At 43.6% G+C, this 14,982-nt stretch carries 19 protein-coding genes and 1 pseudogene; 4 read left to right on the top strand and 16 right to left on the bottom strand.

Annotated elements, in window-relative coordinates; translation table 11 throughout:
* Positions 1-230: 230 nt before the first annotated feature.
* The 12 genes from QUB11_RS03230 to QUB11_RS03175 form a co-directional block, all read right to left on the bottom strand.
* Complete coding sequence (locus tag QUB11_RS03230) at positions 231-824, bottom strand: CPBP family intramembrane glutamic endopeptidase (RefSeq protein ID WP_333206961.1); 594 nt, start codon at positions 822-824, stop codon at positions 231-233.
* Positions 825-870: 46 nt separating this feature from the next.
* A complete protein-coding gene (locus QUB11_RS03225; RefSeq protein ID WP_333206960.1) occupies positions 871-1,938 on the bottom strand; it encodes a DUF3326 domain-containing protein in 1,068 nt (355 codons plus the stop codon).
* Entirely contained in the window at positions 1,935-2,126 is a 192-nt protein-coding gene (locus QUB11_RS03220; RefSeq protein WP_333054545.1) for a hypothetical protein, read from the bottom strand. Before QUB11_RS03220 ends, QUB11_RS03225 begins: the two co-directional genes overlap by 4 nt.
* A 57-nt stretch (positions 2,127-2,183) precedes the next feature.
* Positions 2,184-2,501, bottom strand: coding sequence for a 2Fe-2S iron-sulfur cluster-binding protein (locus QUB11_RS03215; protein ID WP_333102813.1), 318 nt, complete (start codon positions 2,499-2,501; stop codon positions 2,184-2,186).
* Between the two features lie 244 nt (positions 2,502-2,745).
* Positions 2,746-3,285 carry a Uma2 family endonuclease gene (locus QUB11_RS03210; protein ID WP_333257742.1) on the bottom strand — a complete coding sequence of 180 codons (540 nt, stop codon included), beginning with the start codon at positions 3,283-3,285 and terminating at the stop codon, positions 2,746-2,748.
* Positions 3,286-3,556: 271 nt separating this feature from the next.
* Positions 3,557-4,738 carry a GTPase gene (locus QUB11_RS03205; protein ID WP_333206958.1) on the bottom strand — a complete coding sequence of 394 codons (1,182 nt, stop codon included), beginning with the start codon at positions 4,736-4,738 and terminating at the stop codon, positions 3,557-3,559.
* Between the two features lie 159 nt (positions 4,739-4,897).
* Positions 4,898-5,395, bottom strand: a complete 498-nt coding sequence (locus QUB11_RS03200; protein WP_333206957.1) for a DUF29 domain-containing protein — start codon at positions 5,393-5,395, stop codon at positions 4,898-4,900.
* 212 nt (positions 5,396-5,607) lie between these two features.
* Entirely contained in the window at positions 5,608-6,147 is a 540-nt protein-coding gene (locus QUB11_RS03195; RefSeq protein WP_333206956.1) for a Uma2 family endonuclease, read from the bottom strand.
* Positions 6,148-6,202: 55 nt separating this feature from the next.
* Positions 6,203-6,586, bottom strand: a complete 384-nt coding sequence (locus tag QUB11_RS03190) for a hypothetical protein (protein WP_333206955.1) — start codon at positions 6,584-6,586, stop codon at positions 6,203-6,205.
* Positions 6,587-6,597: 11 nt separating this feature from the next.
* Positions 6,598-7,035: a CdiA C-terminal domain-containing protein gene (locus tag QUB11_RS03185; RefSeq protein ID WP_333206954.1), complete on the bottom strand. Its 438-nt coding sequence runs from the start codon at positions 7,033-7,035 to the stop codon at positions 6,598-6,600.
* Positions 7,036-7,511: 476 nt separating this feature from the next.
* Positions 7,512-8,720, bottom strand: a complete 1,209-nt coding sequence (locus QUB11_RS03180; protein ID WP_333206953.1) for a hypothetical protein — start codon at positions 8,718-8,720, stop codon at positions 7,512-7,514.
* Between the two features lie 452 nt (positions 8,721-9,172).
* On the bottom strand, positions 9,173-9,661 hold the full coding sequence (locus tag QUB11_RS03175) for a hypothetical protein (RefSeq protein WP_333257740.1): 489 nt from the start codon (positions 9,659-9,661) through the stop codon (positions 9,173-9,175).
* 146 nt (positions 9,662-9,807) lie between these two features.
* On the opposite strand from QUB11_RS03175, the gene QUB11_RS03170 reads away from it, so the two are divergent.
* Positions 9,808-10,020, top strand: coding sequence for a helix-turn-helix domain-containing protein (locus tag QUB11_RS03170; protein WP_006631112.1), 213 nt, complete (start codon positions 9,808-9,810; stop codon positions 10,018-10,020).
* Positions 10,021-10,076: 56 nt separating this feature from the next.
* Positions 10,077-10,289 (top strand): helix-turn-helix domain-containing protein, encoded by a 213-nt coding sequence (locus QUB11_RS03165; RefSeq protein WP_190735550.1) that lies wholly within the window; start codon positions 10,077-10,079, stop codon positions 10,287-10,289.
* 38 nt (positions 10,290-10,327) lie between these two features.
* Here the strand turns inward: QUB11_RS03165 and QUB11_RS03160 are convergent, their stop codons facing one another.
* The gene (locus QUB11_RS03160; RefSeq protein WP_333206951.1) at positions 10,328-10,696 is read right to left on the bottom strand and encodes a hypothetical protein; all 369 of its coding nucleotides are present in this window, start codon (positions 10,694-10,696) and stop codon (positions 10,328-10,330) included.
* 261 nt (positions 10,697-10,957) lie between these two features.
* Here QUB11_RS03160 and QUB11_RS03155 point away from each other — a divergent pair.
* Both QUB11_RS03155 and QUB11_RS03150 read left to right on the top strand, forming a co-directional pair.
* Positions 10,958-11,041, top strand: a pseudogene (locus QUB11_RS03155) (hypothetical protein); the annotation flags it as partial.
* Positions 11,022-11,324 (top strand): DUF2442 domain-containing protein, encoded by a 303-nt coding sequence (locus tag QUB11_RS03150; RefSeq protein ID WP_333206950.1) that lies wholly within the window; start codon positions 11,022-11,024, stop codon positions 11,322-11,324. The pseudogene QUB11_RS03155 and the gene QUB11_RS03150, both read left to right, overlap by 20 nt.
* Before the next feature lie 144 nt (positions 11,325-11,468).
* Here QUB11_RS03150 and QUB11_RS03145 read toward each other — a convergent pair whose 3' ends face one another.
* The 3 genes from QUB11_RS03145 to atpH all read right to left on the bottom strand — a co-directional run bounded on the left by QUB11_RS03145 (position 11,469) and on the right by atpH (position 14,979).
* Complete coding sequence (locus tag QUB11_RS03145) at positions 11,469-12,422, bottom strand: F0F1 ATP synthase subunit gamma (protein ID WP_333102797.1); 954 nt, start codon at positions 12,420-12,422, stop codon at positions 11,469-11,471.
* A 382-nt stretch (positions 12,423-12,804) separates the two neighbouring features.
* On the bottom strand, positions 12,805-14,322 hold the full coding sequence (gene atpA / locus QUB11_RS03140) for a F0F1 ATP synthase subunit alpha (RefSeq protein ID WP_333102796.1): 1,518 nt from the start codon (positions 14,320-14,322) through the stop codon (positions 12,805-12,807).
* 111 nt (positions 14,323-14,433) lie between these two features.
* Positions 14,434-14,979 (bottom strand): ATP synthase F1 subunit delta, encoded by a 546-nt coding sequence (gene atpH, locus QUB11_RS03135; protein ID WP_333102795.1) that lies wholly within the window; start codon positions 14,977-14,979, stop codon positions 14,434-14,436.
* Between the last annotated feature and the right edge of the window lie 3 nt (positions 14,980-14,982).

The raw sequence follows: 14,982 nt of genomic DNA, 5'->3' as shown, positions 1-14,982 counted from the left end.
CCCGTCCTTTTTGGACGGGCGGGACGCCCATCCCACAAACTTGTGGAAGTTATTTAATTCTCATTCCTAAGCAGAGATACGGGTGAACCCGCCCCTACAAAATTTACGTTTATTGACTCGGTATCACGTTAAATAGACATAATTACCGTAGGGGCGGGTTCACCCATGTCTCCAATCCAGTGAGAGATTCATTAAACCCGCCCCTACCTCGATATTGTAGTGCGATCGAGCTAACGCTTCACGAGATTGTGTTCCCACTTCCAAACACAGCTAGAAATCAAATTTGTGCAGATATGAGCCGTAATTGGCACTAACAAATTCCCAGTAGCTAAAACACTGTAACCCAACAGCAATCCGACAGCCGTTGCCCAAACAGCATAAGGCCACTGATCCATGCCTCCCAAGTGCAGAATACCGAAACAAAAACTCGATAAAACTAAACCGGTAACATTCAATCCCAAAGCAGCCAGCATCACGCCTCGAAATAGCAATTCTTCGCTAAGTCCCGGCAGCAGTCCCAGCCAAATTAAATCAGGCCAAAACAAAGGTTTGAGCACTACTTCCAAGTAAACATCCGCACTCCGGCGATAACCCGGCCAGAGTTGATAAACGATCGCACTACCGCCTGTAATTGCCAGTCCGAGCGCAAATCCTTTGAGCAAGTCGATTCCTATCAATTTGACTGGCAAAAGCGATACCGATCCAAATAGCAACCACAATTTAGCAACCGCCAGCAACATAATTGCTGTCACGCCCATTGCTACTAAAACTTGGGTGCGCGTCAAGGGTTCAATTTCAGGATTTCCGGGAAGTTTTTCTGCCACTTAATCACTTTTAGATTTGAGGTTTGAGATTTGAGATTTGTTGGGTTTAGTCAGATAAACAACGCAGGGAGGAGATGTCTGCACCCAAGGAAGCTGGACTGATGCCGGCTCGCAAAGCGACCAAAACTCCGATCGCCTCTAAATATGAGTTTACCTGCAAAGCTTTGATTCCGAGTTTTTCTGGAGTCGCCTGCATCTGGGTTTTGTTGTCCCCCACAGCGATGATTTGTACGGACGATCGCGCACTCAAACTCAGAATAGCACTGCCGCCGCAGGCTGTGGCGGGTATCACTACCGCATCGACTCGATCGGCGGTAATTGATAATTGATTGTGCTGCTGGCTTTCTGGCGCTACCAATTGAGGAGCTTTGCTGAGTCCGGCAAGCACACAAGGTAGGAAAGTATAGCCGATTTCCTCAGCAGCCGATCGCGGGGACAGGTGGGGATCGAGGGGAAGCGCAGACAGGGCGGGGGCGTGGGCGCAGGGGATTTTAAACGTCCTGACGATGAGGTGGCTGATCACAGCTTCCGCGCCGGCGAGGGGGTCAACTCCTTTGCCGCGGCGGTAGTTTTCGAGGGCGAGGCTGCCTTCATCGTCGGGAAATCTGGCCACAACTGCGATCGCCTCTACTCTTGCTTGTGTGATTAATTTTTCTGCAGCGCGCAATAAACTGTCGGGATTGCCGATCGTCCCCCAGGATGCCCCGGATTCGGAAATACGCAATTCTACTTGCAGGGGGCGATCGGTTAAAACCCAATCGGTTATATTCAAACCCAATGTAGCTCTCGCTGCATCAGCCGCTTGCAAGTGGCGCAACTGCAAGTCTGGTTCAATGCCGGCATCGAGGATTAAGCCGATGCGATTTTGATGTACCGGTTGCAGACCCCAGCATCCGGCAGCAAATTTGTCAAGGGCGTAACCTTCAACGTAGAGAGCGTTAGGTATGGGCCAATAAAGTTGAGCGCCGTTGAGGACGTTGGGGTGAGTGATCAGGGTGTCTGAAATTTGGGCGATCGCCCTAGCCACCGGCAGCGCATCTCCTGCAAACCCCCCGATCGAGGCTCCAACGCCTGTGGGGACTATCAAAACCACTGTCAAAGGGCGGGGGTTCACGGTGTTGCGGGGGATGCTTCCACGAGCACGTAGCCTTCTACCACAGCCTTTTGCCGATCGACATCCACGTCTGTGACTGCCCAGCGCAGGGGTTCGCCGTGCTTTTGCAGTTCAATTTCAATAGCCGAGTGCAGTTGCTCGGCGGTATCGTGGAGGTCAACTTCTGCGGAAATGAAATGGGTGGTCATAGGGCGATCCATAGTGGTTTTACCGCTAACGGTACTTAGGTCAATTTTAGCTTAGTCCTAGGATTTACCGAATTGGCGATCGTACACAATGTCTTCTTTTTCGGTTTCTATCTTCAAGTTCGATCGGGGATAAGCAACACACAGCAACACATAACCTTCTGCCTGAAGTTCGGGACTAACGCCCATGCCATCAACTTGATCGACTTGACCCTCAATAATTTTAGCAGCGCAAGTAGTACAAACCCCCGCATTGCAAGAACTCGGCAACTCAATGCCGGCGGCGTTGGCGGCGCGGAGAATTTGTTTATCTTCGGGTACTTCTACGGTATAGGTAGTGCCTTGGTGGATCAATTCAACAGTGTAAGTCTTAGACATATATCAATTATTGGTTTTAATTCCCCAATTGGAATTTACGCTAGATTTGCAAACAAAGCAATGAGTATTTTACCGCTGTTTGTGCTTTTGTGCAATTTTACAACGGCATTTTTTATTGATAATTTTTTTTATTAATTGGCTGGGGCGATCGAGTGGCATTTTGTCAATGACTTTTTCACAAATTATTACAAACCTCACGGCGGAACTGTGCCACAAAGCACTTATACCTAATTAATCTTTGCCTTCAAGCCAACAACTCATCAACCGCAAGACTAAAACCCGGCAGCACTAGCTGAGTGCTGACGGTAGAACCCAAGTTAAAAGTTAACTTTTGAGTTTCAGTCATTATCATTATCCAGCGACTTTCTGGAAAAACAATCCAAACTTCCAGACAACCCGACTCTAAATACTCTTGTGCTTTCAGAAAAATCTCTTCCGCAATATCAGTAGGAGAAACTATTTCAGCAATTAACGGCGGACTTTGAGGCAAAGTAGGAACATCACCATATTGTGAGACTAATTCAGGAGTCAGATAAGCTACATCAGGACGGCGCACTCGCCTGTCAGTACGGCAAGGAACTTCTGTATACACTTCGCCGCCTTGTCCGCTAGAATCTTTGTAATTTCCCCAAGCACGATCTAGTCTAGATTGGATTCGACTGTGTTTTACTGTCATGCCATTTTTCTCCGAGATTTGCCCGTCCACCCATTCCATATCATCGGCGGGACAGGCTATAAAGTCTTCTAGAGAAACATTTTCTGATAAAACGGCAGCCATTACCATAGCCATTTACTCCCTTTTGCAGAATTCACTCATATTGTAGCAATCAATGGGTAATGGGTAATTGGGAATTAGGAATTGGAACTGAGATATTGCACCATTTTCAGCAACAGGCTTTCCGGCCTGTTCCACAAGAAAATCTATATCTTTGTGGAACAGGCCGGAAAGCCTGTTCATAAAAGGCTTATTGAGAATGGTGCAATATCTCAGTTGGAGTAAAAAAATAACCTATGCCCTATGCCCTATGCCCCATGCCCCATGCCCCATGCCCAATTTACTCAATATTAATTTGATTGGGTGGTTTAGGTTGATCCGGTTTGTCGTCCTTCAAAGTTTTACGCCCCGAACTAGCATAATCCTTATAAAAATCCACAAACATCTTTGTCAACTGCTGCAAAGAAAGTTGTTCACCATTAATTTGAGCTTTCATATAAGCTTTAAGCACTTCAATGTAAGCCAAACCGAGGGCAAGCGTGAGAGTTGCTGCGGTTGCACCGGAGATAGCACCGCCGACAACAGTACCCGCACCAGGAATCATTTTAATCAAATTAGTAACAATACTTCTGCCGATAGCAGTAACCCCGCCAGCGCCGCTAATAGCAGATAGCATCGCCGAAATAAAGCCCTTATCAAAGGGCATTCCAAAAATCACAGTAATATTAGCAATCATTGCCGTTTGCATCGTCATCAAAATCGGCGCATCAGCAAACGGTACAGGAGTCGCACCGACAATTGCAGAACCTGCAACATAAGCACTTAGATATTTAAATGCCATATCTGATTTGAGCGCAATATTAGCAATTTGTTCTTTAACAAAAGCTTTTTTAGCTACTTCCGGCAGCAGTTGAAAAGTTGCATCTACTAACTTGTCTAAACCGTGAGATTTTACTGTATAATCATGATCAATTTCTTCCGGTTCAGCCATGACGGGGATAATTTGACTGACTGGCAAGTTCATGTGTTCCAGTTGCTTGAAAAACTCGCTGGGCTTTTTAGATGTCGTCTGAGTCAAAACTAAAATCACTGGTACATCTTTGACTTCCATTTCTTTTAGCCAGCTTTCCTCCACAGATTCTATTCTATTGGCGCTGTGATTGATGCAGTACCAGATGACGTGAATGTGGTCTTTGGGGTGCAGGAGTCTTTGGTCTTCAATTAGTTTAGCAACGTTTAATTGAATAACTTTAATTTGTTCGGCGTTAAGTTCGAGTCCGGGAGTATCGTAGACGGTAATTGGGCAATTCGGTTTTGTATATTGGCGAATGCCTTGAGTTATGGGGCGGCCGACTCCGGTTTCTGCTAAGCGTTGGCGAAAAACGGAATTTATTAGGGTACTTTTGCCGACGCCGGTTTTGCCGATGACTAAAACATTGCACTGTCCCACTTGGTTTTCTGCCTCTTTGAAGGCGTAGTAACTTCTATTTAAAAGCTCGTCTAAGGAAAAGTCGTCTGACATGGCGGTTTGCTCCGAGAATAGTGGAATATTAAGGATTAAATAGCACCGAATAGAATTCGGAGGCTCTACAAACCAAGTCCGAGCTGAGGGGGACAGGGGAGTATTAAATATATTGTAGCAATTTGATTTCAGAACCACTGGAAAGGATATCTGATTCAATTATTCAATATTTTCAGGATTTTCAGGCTGCTCGCTGTCAGGCGGTAAAAAATCAGGATTAAGAACTTCTTCTCCAGTAAATGGAGACTCTGGGGGGAATATCGCAATAGATAAACCTGTTTCATCTGCGGCTAATTCCCTAGCATCTTGATAAGATTCATTAAAAATCTCTTCAAAAAAACGATATAAACTTGGACTGGTTTTGAAGGCATCTCGGATGCGTTTACGATGTTCGCGAATGGTGTACACCCAACTATTTGTTCGTTTTTCTGGCTGATATTTATATTTAAGTAAGTGCATTAAAAGTACCCTTGAATTACTTTTTAAAGCATTCTTATCGCTTCTCCCCATACTTTCTAGTTCCTCTAGTAAGTTCTCTAAATCTATTTCAGAAAACTTTCCCTCTTTTAATAAGTTAATTGTTGTCTGTAACCACAGATAAAAATCCCGTTCATAAAGAGATGTTATTGCAGTTGTTATTGATTGGATAGTTGTCATTTTGTTTGACTCCCTTTCTTGGTCATAAACCTAAGAATATTGTAGTAGTAGGTTGCGTAGCCCTTCGACGGAGTTTATCCTGAGCGTAGTCGAAGGGCTCAGGAACCGCGACAGCGAACCCTCCGCTAAATGCTCCGCCCAACAAATCCCAGAAAGTGTTGGGTTTCGTAAACTCAACCCAACCTACTGAGTTTCGGATTTCATAATTTAGTTTAACCTAGCAATCCATCGACATCAATGCTAAAACCGATCAGGATTTGTTGGGTGCTGGCGGTATCGCCGGATCTAAATGTCAATATTTGATTTTGAGTCATCACAAATACTAAATGACTTTCGGGAAAAACTAGCCAAACTTCCTGACAGCTAGATTCTAAATATTCCTGTGCTTTGAGAAAGACATCTTCAGCAATATCGGTGGGTGAAACTATTTCGGCAACTAAAGGGAAACTTTGGGGTAAAGTGGCAAGATTGCCAAATTGTGCAACTAATTCGGGTGTGAGATAGGCGACATCGGGGCGGCGAATTTGTCGGTTAGTGCGGCAAGGAACCTCGACATAAGCTTCTCCTCCTTGTCCGCTAGAATCTTTGTAATCTCCCCAGTAACGACTTAGCCTTGACTGAATTTTACCCGTCTTTAGTGTCATGCCATTTTTCTCCACAAGTTTGCCATCTACCAATTCCATGTTGTCTGGCGGCTCGGTGATGAACTCTTCTAAAGTAAAATTATCCTGTACAGCAGTAGCAGTGACCATAGTTATTTCCTCGCTTTAACAAATCGGTTTCAGAACTTGCCTGTATGATGTTCGATCAAACCTTCACCAATGGCGCAAACTCCTCTAACTTCACTTGTAAGTCATCCACCAGCATTAAACGATACCTTTCGGTAGTTTTCAACTTGTGGAGAACATAACTAGCAAACTCATCTCGCCACTTTTTTCTATCAAGTTCATTCGAGATGTTCAGCGCTCTGATTGATAGGTTGTAAGGGTATTCTTCAAAGTTGAGCTCTTTATCATTTTCAAAATCATGCTTTCCTACTGTAAGAGTAATTGTTGAGTTGCGAAACTCATACCAGTTGTCAGTACCATCAGAAAAAAGCTCAAATTTTATAGCCAATATAAACTCTAATTCTTTGACTAACTGTTCGATTTCCTGCGGAAAGTCTAGAAAAATATCTAATGTGCGAGACATAAAAACCTCCTTTATTGAAACTCAGTAAAAGTGATGTCATAGCTATCGCCAATAATTCGGACGCTATCAATTTTCCCGCGTGTAATATTTTTGGCCCTCTGCAAACCTCGTTCAGCCTCAGCCTCTATCAACCCAGACACCCTAGCATCTATAATTATATCCCTAGCCTGTCCGCCTCGTCTAATCGAGTTGTTGATCTGATTTTTTACTGTCGCGCTTGTAGCACCGGCATCTAGACTTTTGAATTCAGTGAATTTTCCATCTACCTCAGCATCGGGATTTCTACCTCCATCGGTTTTTTCCACCAAGGCTTTAACATTTTTTCCCTCTCTTTCTAGAAATTCTGCAATCGCTCTTTCGGTTTCACCAAAAGCTCTTTCTGATTCATCAATACTGCCACAATTAGCCGAATTTTGCTCAGGGGTTTGGTTAGTCCCGTTATTCACCATTTTTGGTTATTTAAAATTTTGGTGAATTATCGCACATTATGAGCCAAGTCACTTGAGAAAAAGAACCGGGTTTCTCACTTAGTCAATACAATGATTCCTCTTCCATCAGGTTCTACTAAGCTGTTACGCATTTAAATTGAAAATTCGGGACAGGCTAGAAGCCCGTCCCACAAGAGTTTTATGGATTTTTGACACACAGTTTAAATGTAAAACAGCTTATTACTCTAATACTAACACTATCTCTAGTTCCTTCAATCTGCCATCTTACAGGCTTACCAGCAAAGAAGTTACTTAAACTTTTAGCAAATACTTAAGATGAGTATAAACTCTGAAACAATAAATTCTCTTTGATTTTCTGACAATTAATGGCACTTTTGCAAGTAGCCTGCTATTACTATTATGGCCGGTAAAGACGATGATTTTATCCCATAACCATTGTAAAATTAAGTTGGTATTGAGAACACAATGATGGCACATTAAATGGATTGACGGAGTAATTCTAGCTCTTTCTTCATTAAAGTGGGATCGCCAATTTCTAATATTCTGTCAATAATTTCTAATTGCGTCTTCTTCTTACCTTTTTCTATCCATTTTTGATATTTCGGATCGGCGAGCATTTTCTGATATTCCTGATATTCATTAACTTCTTCTTCAAAATCCTTTAGAATTTCATAAGGTAATTCCTCCATATCCTTAGCATCAGATATTATTTTATACTTTTCATTCGCAAGAATTTCATCAATATCCTCAGAACGCTTATAAATTACGTTTTCTCTAAATCTTACAAAACATCCTTCTGTGTTTTCTTGATCGGAAAGGTAAGGCATGATTTCAACAATTCGGAATTCCTCGTTTTTTGTTAAAAATAAGAGACATAAAGAACCTTCGCGAAAATCCTCTTTCGCTTGCTCTAGAGTTGTGGGTGACGAGTGGAAACAATCTATATTCTCCTTATCATTAGCGAGATTAGTTGCCTTGTCATTAAGAGCAATATCAGTAATGACACCTAGTTCAATGAATTTACCATCTAGTGGTGTGCTGGTTATCGGTGCTTGATCTTTACGAGGGTGTTTTTTATCATATTTTATTTCATACTCCCTAATTATTTCTGGACTCCACCGAGGCAAGTGACTATATTTATTTTTCAAATGCTCAATCAATTTGTTTGTTAAATTTAAGTTTTGGATACTAATACATAATTCTCCCTTACCTTTAAGACCTGTCTGAGTTAGATTAGATGACCCTATGATCGAAAAACCTATATTAGAGCTTTTTGCTTTCATACTACTACCTAAAAAACAATAGGCTTTGATATGAAAATTATCCTTACTATGAGATTCATCATCAATTATACGAGATTTATAATCAATAATTTCCGGGCAGATAAAATCAACATTGTTCGTCTGGATTTTCTGGGAGGTTGATAAACTTAATATTTTTTGAATATCACTAGGCTTATTAAAATCATCCTTTGTTCCGATAGCAATCATAACTTCCGTATTTTTATTTAAAGAAGGGTGTACAAGAATTTTTTCTATTTGATCCACCCCATCATTAGTAACAAAAGCAGAAAATAAATAAATTTTATCCCAAGAGTATTCCTCACAGTTTAATAAAAAATGTATTGTATTTTCCAAGCTGTTTTGAGGGTCTTGCAAAATCACAAATCTTTTAAAAACAATCATTGTAAATACCTCCAATTAATTAATATAAAACTTTTTAGGTAAGATGTAAACCACAATTTGATTATCTTCCCTAAAACTGCGCGATCGCACCTAATAAAGTTGACTAAAAACATAATCACCCAACTCAATCAAAGCCTACTTCGACTCCGACGGCGGGAACCCCACCAAACGCATAACCGCAGACTGAGCGGACTTAGCCTGTAATTCCCGCGATCGCCTGGGATGTTTGAAAGGTTACTCATGGGCTTAACAAGGGATAGAGAGGGAAACGCATGGAGAAATTATAACTGTTGCAGTCGAGCTTGAACCAATTTTTGAATATTTGTGGCAGAGATCGGATTTATGAGAGTTACGCACAGCAAAGAAACCGGGTTTTTCACTTAGTTAAAGGCTGGGATGCCGTATTTTCGCAAAAAAACCCGGTTTCTAATCACCCGTGTTTTAGTCATAATTTAAAAATGTTCCAGCAGAGATTTCTCTTGTGCATAAACCTTTCGCAGCGACTCCACGGCTATTGATCGCAACATAAACTTAATCACCCCCACCAATTCCCCCCACTCAAACAATTCAACAACAGAAACAGCTTTCTGAAATCTCGCCGCATAAAAATCCACCCAAAAATCCGGCGCGTGTCTCTCCTTCTGACTCGCTATCCGGCGCTTCCAATAACCAAAATCTAAACCAGAGGGCGATTCCACTCCCAAAACTGGCGGAAAGTCGGCATAACTGACAAACCGACTCATGCCTTTGGCGTGCACGTACAGGATATGCGCCCAGCACTCGAAGCGATATATTTGTTCTACCTTGATTTTCAGCAGCCGCGCGATCGCCTCTTTCGTCACAAACCGGCTCAATCTGTGTCTGGGGGTTGATTTTGGTCGAAAGCTTGCTAACATGGTTGATACATCCCACTTGATGGGAATTTTCAATGGTTGATACATCCCACTTGATGGGAATTTCAGATGGTTAATAAATCCCAGTTGATGGGATTTGAACTTTGATAAGCGATCGTCTTTAAGTTTTCCAGACGTTGGGGCGATCGCTTTTTACGATAAAATTATCCTAAACTAAATCTAGTTTTCTGTCAATGGGTTTAATTAGATTGCGGGTTAAAGAATTTGCTGCTGAGAAAGGCTGGACGATCAAAGAGGTTTCTGAGCGATCGGGAGTCATTTACAGCACACTCACCACCTATTCACGTTCTCCGGGAATGGCAATGGTTGATTTTACTTGTCTGCTGAAGTTGGCACGTACTTTTGACGTGATGGTGGAAGATTTGGTTGAGGTCGTCAAAGAGTAGTCGATCGCTTTTTGGGATAAAACTATCCGATGATGGTACACCATCATTTGTCAAATATGGGTTTAGTCAGGTTAAAAGTCAGAGAACTAGCTAGCGAGAAAGGCTGGACGCTGAAAGAAGTTTCAGAACGATCGGGAGTAATTTACAGCACCGTCAGACACTACGCCCGCTGTCCGGGAGTGTCAACCATTGACTTTATTTCTATACACAAATTGGCTCGCACCTTTGATGTAATGATTGAAGACTTGGTGGAAATTGTGCAGGAGTGAGCGATCGCTTTTACAGACTAATTATCCAGTCAATAATATTACTCGACAGTTGCTAGCATCTGATTGACAGACTCGCTTTGTTGTAGCGCTTCCCAATCAGATGTAACAGGTTGGTAAGAACAGTAACACACCACAATTCGCTCCTCAGTATCAGAAGCAGAAAACTGCTGAACGCGAGTAACTACCCAATCTCCATCTTTCCCGTGGGTGACTCCATTACCGGGGTCAGATAGATTTTCATAATCGCGGGTTTTGTCCCCTACTTGAGGAATTTCTGGGTTTTCTTCCCAAGTCCAATTTTCCCAAAGTATATTAGTGAGACCGCCCCTCGGCATAAGCTGACGTTCTTCCCAGCCCGGAGCACTCATGCTTTCGGTTTTGTAGACAATCCAGATTTTTTTTGCCATTTTTTTAAAGACGATCGCACAATCGCGTTCAATACTTCGACTATATCAGAGATGAAAGCTCGTGCATCGGTTAAAATAGAGAAGTCAGTTTGTGATTAATAAGTCTGAATGCCTACGTTACTCCGAGTCGGCCCATACCGTTTCTTCTGCTATGCGGGCGATCGGGATGAACCACCCCACGTTCACGTTGAGCGCGATCGATAAGAAGCTAAGTTTTGGCTTAGTCCAGTTCGCCTTGAAAATAATAAAGGCTTCAATCGTACAGAAATCAATGGCATTCAGAAACTTGTTGAAGAACATCAACAGCAGTTATTAGCAGGTTGGAATGACTTCTTTAATGGTTGAGTTGCTAGAAATCCCCCAAGCACAAAACGTAGTCCTTACAGACGACGCGCTAACAGTCGATCTATCCGATGGTCGTACTATTTCTGTTCCTTTAGCTTGGTATCCTCGGCTATTGCATAGCACACCAAACGAACGCAATAATTGGCGATTTATTGGTGGAAATGATGGAATCCACTGGCCTGATATTGACGAAGATATTAGCATCAAAAATATTATTCTCGGTAAACCATCTGGAGAAAGTCAGAAGTCATTTCAGCGGTGGTTAGAAGAACGCGGGAAATAACAACTCCGCCTTCAATCTCCTTCTTAGTCTCTTAGAGAGGGACTTCGTTTGTGTAAAAGCAGTTTTAACCGCCGAATTATTTAAAAAAAGCGCCTGAGTTCCCCCAGACGCATAGCATAAAATCAACAAATTGTCAACCCTAACCTAACCATTCAAAGCCTCAGCACCGCCGCAAACTTCCAGGATTTCCTGAGTAATTGCCGCTTGCCGCGCCTTGTTATAAGTCAGTGTCAAACTACCGATCAAATCGCTAGCATTCTCACTAGCATTATTCATCGCCGTCATCCGCGCAGCCAACTCGCTAGCAGCAGACTCTTGCAAAGCCCGCAGCAATTGGTTGTTCAAATACAATGGCAAAAGAGCATCCAGAATTTGCGCCGGATCTTGCTCGAAAATCATGTCGCGGGGCAAACTCTTCTTAGTAGGTGCAGCAACCTTTTCGCGCGATACTTGAAACTCTCCGCCTTTCGTCGTCAAGCGGAAGATTTCATCGTCTTGCACTTCAAAACCTTGGGGGTCGAGGGGCAGCAAAGTTTGAATTACCGGACGCGAACTAATTAGCGATACAAACTTGGTGTAAATTAGCTCAACTCTGTCCACAGTTCCCGACAGGAACAAAGAAAGCAATTCGTCAGCAATTTGTGCCGCTTCCGGTGCTGTGGGAATTTGTTCTAAGTTAGCGTAAGTAGCATCAATCGGCTGTTCGCGGCGCTGGAAATACTGAGTAGCTTTACGTCCTACCAACACGTATTTGTAGTCTAAGCCTTCAGCTTTGATTTCCTTAGCGCGATTTTCGGCGTATCTGATGATGTTGCTGTTGTAGCCGCCGCACAAACCCCGATCGCCCGAAACTACCAACAGTCCCACCGATCGCACTTCGCGTTTTTTCAGCAGCGGCAAATCCAGGTTTTCAAACTGCAAGCGTTCCGCCAAACCGTACAATACCTCTGCCAGTCGATCGGCAAAAGGTCGAGTAGCAGTCACCTGTTCTTGAGCGCGGCGCACCTTTGCAGCGGCCACCAAGCGCATTGCTTCTGTAATCTTTTTAGTGTTCTTGACCGACTTAATGCGATCGCGAATAGTTTTCAGATTTGCCATAATTTTCTCCTTTTTTCTTAGCTTTTATTCTGAGTTCTTAGTTCCTAGTCATCAATTTTTAAGCTTGTGCGCGATCGAGAAACGGCATTTTTTAACCCACCGTAGGGACACGGCACTGCCCATTCGTGTCAACTTAAGCCGAAAGCCCGCCAGGGACTGAAGTCCCTGTCTAATAGCGAAAGTCCTCTGAAGAGGACTAATAATTTCTTCAGTCCTCTTCAGAGGACTTTTGCTTTGAGACAGGGGTTTTAACCCCTGTCGGACTGCGGGTTTAACGTGTTTGTTGACACCAATGGGCAATGCCGTGTCCTTAATCTAGGGACACTCCAAGAGCCGTGTCCCTAACAATTTCACCCGCTAATCACTGATGACTAAAGACTAATTACGCAGAAACCAAGAAACTTTGCTTGTATTCAGTGATGCCTTCTTTCAGCAGCTTCTCAGCTTCATCAGTCAAGGCCTTTCCGCCTTGAACAATTTCGCCGTACTTCGGCTTGCTAGTCCGCAAATAGTCGCGCAAACCAACAGTAAACTTGCTGACTTTTTCCACAGGAATGTCATCCATATAGCCGTTAATACCGGCATAGATTATAGCCACTTGTTCGTTCATTGGCAGAGGCGAACTTTGGTCCTGTTTCAACAGTTCCCGCAAGCGTTGACCGCGCGACAATTGATTCTGAGTAGCTTTATCCAAGTCAGAAGCAAACTGAGAAAATGCTGCCAGTTCTTCAAACTGCGCCAATTCCAATTTCACCTTACCGGCTACTTTTTTCATTGCTTTAGTTTGAGCCGCTGAACCTACCCGCGATACAGAAATACCGGGGTTTACAGCCGGACGCAAACCAGAGTTAAACAAGTCAGAAGAAAGGAAGATTTGACCGTCTGTAATCGAAATTACGTTCGTCGGAATGTAAGCAGAAACGTCACCAGCTTGGGTTTCGATAATTGGCAAAGCAGTCATGCTGCCTTCGCCCAAATCGTCGCTCAATTTAGCAGCGCGTTCTAGCAAGCGAGAGTGCAGGTAAAACACGTCTCCGGGATAAGCTTCGCGACCGGGAGGACGGCGCAGCAACAAGGACATTTGGCGGTAAGCTTGTGCTTGTTTGGAAAGGTCATCGTAAATGACCAAAGTGTGCTTGCCTTTGTACATGAAATACTCGGCTAAGCTAGCACCTGTGTAGGGAGCCAAGTATTGCAGTGTTGCGGGGTCACTAGCGTTGGCTGCTACTACGATCGTGTAGTCCATCGCGCCCTTTTCTTGCAGGACGTTGACGATGTTAGCTACTGTAGAAGCTTTTTGACCGATCGCCACGTAAACGCAGATCACGTTTTCCGATTTTTGGTTGATGATTGTGTCGATCGCGATCGCAGTTTTACCGGTTTGTCTGTCACCGATAATCAGTTCCCGCTGTCCTCTTCCCACCGGAATCATCGCATCAATAGCGGTAATTCCTGTTTGCATGGGTTCGTAAACAGAACGGCGAGAAACAATCCCCGGTGCCGGAGATTCAATCAAGCGAGATTCAGTAGTTTTAATTTCTCCTTTGCCGTCAATCGGACGGGCCAAAGCATCAACTACCCGTCCCAACATTGCTTCACCAACGGGGACTTCAGCAATTCTGCCAGTAGCAGTAACTGCCGAACCTTCTTGAATGCCGAGGCCTTGGCCCATCAACACTGCACCGACGTTATCTTGTTCGAGGTTCAGTGCAATGCCCACGGTGCCGTCGGCAAATTCTAGCAATTCTCCAGACATGGCTTTATCCAAGCCATAAATCCGGGCAATGCCGTCGCCTACTTGCAGAACAGTACCGACGTTAGAGACTTTTACGTCTTGGTCGTACTGTTCAATTTGCTGGCGAATAATGCTGCTAATTTCGTCAGGTCTGATTGCTGCCATGTCAGTTGTTTTTTGTCAGTTGTTTGTTGTCAGTTGTCAGTTATCAGTTGTTCAAAACTACCAACCGTTAACTGCTAATTAAATTAGCTAATAGTCATCAGCTATTAACTCTCAGGAATTCAAGCGAATTCCTAGACGGCGCAATTGTCCCCGCAGGCTGGCATCAATTACTTGAGAGCCTACTTTGATTACCACACCGCCGATTAAATCTGCGTCTATTTTGGTTTCAATTTCTACGCTTCTAGCGCTGGTCATCGCCTGCACTTTCTCGCGAACAGTCTGCTGTTGAGCGTCTGAAAGCGGGACTGCCGATGTAACTTCAGCCAATACTGTTTGGTTTAGTTCTCGGAGCCTTGCCAAGTATTGTTTGCCAATTCCTTCTAAAAAAAGAATTCTTCCTTTGTCTACTAATAGCTTCAGAAAGCTGTGCATCAAGGGGCTCATTTCTTCACCCGCTATTTGCTGAATCACGGCTTTTTTAGCATCCGGTTTTACCAGCGGATTGGCTAAAAATTGACGCAAATCTTCCGAACCTTCTAGCAGGCTCAGCAAGGAACGAATATCTTCGCCGAACTTCTCTGAGAGATTGTTGGACTGAGCCAGTGACATCAAGGCAGATGCGTAAGGCTGTAAGACTTCTGTGCTGACTGTACTCACGTT

This window comes from Microcoleus sp. B6-A1 (genome assembly GCF_036705085.1).
Lineage (GTDB): Bacteria > Cyanobacteriota > Cyanobacteriia > Cyanobacteriales > Microcoleaceae > Microcoleus.
Note: the sequence above shows the minus strand (reverse complement) of the source record. Positions and strands in the feature narration are given on the sequence as shown.

Excerpts from the sequence above, each read along its gene's own strand:
- QUB11_RS03180 (WP_333206953.1), bottom strand. The coding sequence starts at position 8,720 with ATGATTGTTTTTAAAAGATTTGTGATTTTGCAAGACCCTCAAAACAGC.
- QUB11_RS03145 (WP_333102797.1), bottom strand. The coding sequence starts at position 12,422 with ATGGCAAATCTGAAAACTATTCGCGATCGCATTAAGTCGGTCAAGAAC.
- QUB11_RS03175 (WP_333257740.1), bottom strand. The coding sequence starts at position 9,661 with ATGTATCAACCATTGAAAATTCCCATCAAGTGGGATGTATCAACCATG.
- QUB11_RS03205 (WP_333206958.1), bottom strand. The coding sequence starts at position 4,738 with ATGTCAGACGACTTTTCCTTAGACGAGCTTTTAAATAGAAGTTACTAC.
- QUB11_RS03190 (WP_333206955.1), bottom strand. The coding sequence starts at position 6,586 with ATGTCTCGCACATTAGATATTTTTCTAGACTTTCCGCAGGAAATCGAA.
- QUB11_RS03160 (WP_333206951.1), bottom strand. The coding sequence starts at position 10,696 with ATGGCAAAAAAAATCTGGATTGTCTACAAAACCGAAAGCATGAGTGCT.
- QUB11_RS03210 (WP_333257742.1), bottom strand. The coding sequence starts at position 3,285 with ATGGTAATGGCTGCCGTTTTATCAGAAAATGTTTCTCTAGAAGACTTT.
- QUB11_RS03220 (WP_333054545.1), bottom strand. The coding sequence starts at position 2,126 with ATGACCACCCATTTCATTTCCGCAGAAGTTGACCTCCACGATACCGCC.
- QUB11_RS03165 (WP_190735550.1), top strand. The coding sequence starts at position 10,077 with ATGGGTTTAGTCAGGTTAAAAGTCAGAGAACTAGCTAGCGAGAAAGGC.
- QUB11_RS03170 (WP_006631112.1), top strand. The coding sequence starts at position 9,808 with ATGGGTTTAATTAGATTGCGGGTTAAAGAATTTGCTGCTGAGAAAGGC.
- QUB11_RS03150 (WP_333206950.1), top strand. The coding sequence starts at position 11,022 with ATGACTTCTTTAATGGTTGAGTTGCTAGAAATCCCCCAAGCACAAAAC.
- QUB11_RS03185 (WP_333206954.1), bottom strand. The coding sequence starts at position 7,035 with ATGGTGAATAACGGGACTAACCAAACCCCTGAGCAAAATTCGGCTAAT.
- QUB11_RS03215 (WP_333102813.1), bottom strand. The coding sequence starts at position 2,501 with ATGTCTAAGACTTACACTGTTGAATTGATCCACCAAGGCACTACCTAT.
- QUB11_RS03200 (WP_333206957.1), bottom strand. The coding sequence starts at position 5,395 with ATGACAACTATCCAATCAATAACAACTGCAATAACATCTCTTTATGAA.
- QUB11_RS03195 (WP_333206956.1), bottom strand. The coding sequence starts at position 6,147 with ATGGTCACTGCTACTGCTGTACAGGATAATTTTACTTTAGAAGAGTTC.
- atpA (WP_333102796.1), bottom strand. The coding sequence starts at position 14,322 with ATGGCAGCAATCAGACCTGACGAAATTAGCAGCATTATTCGCCAGCAA.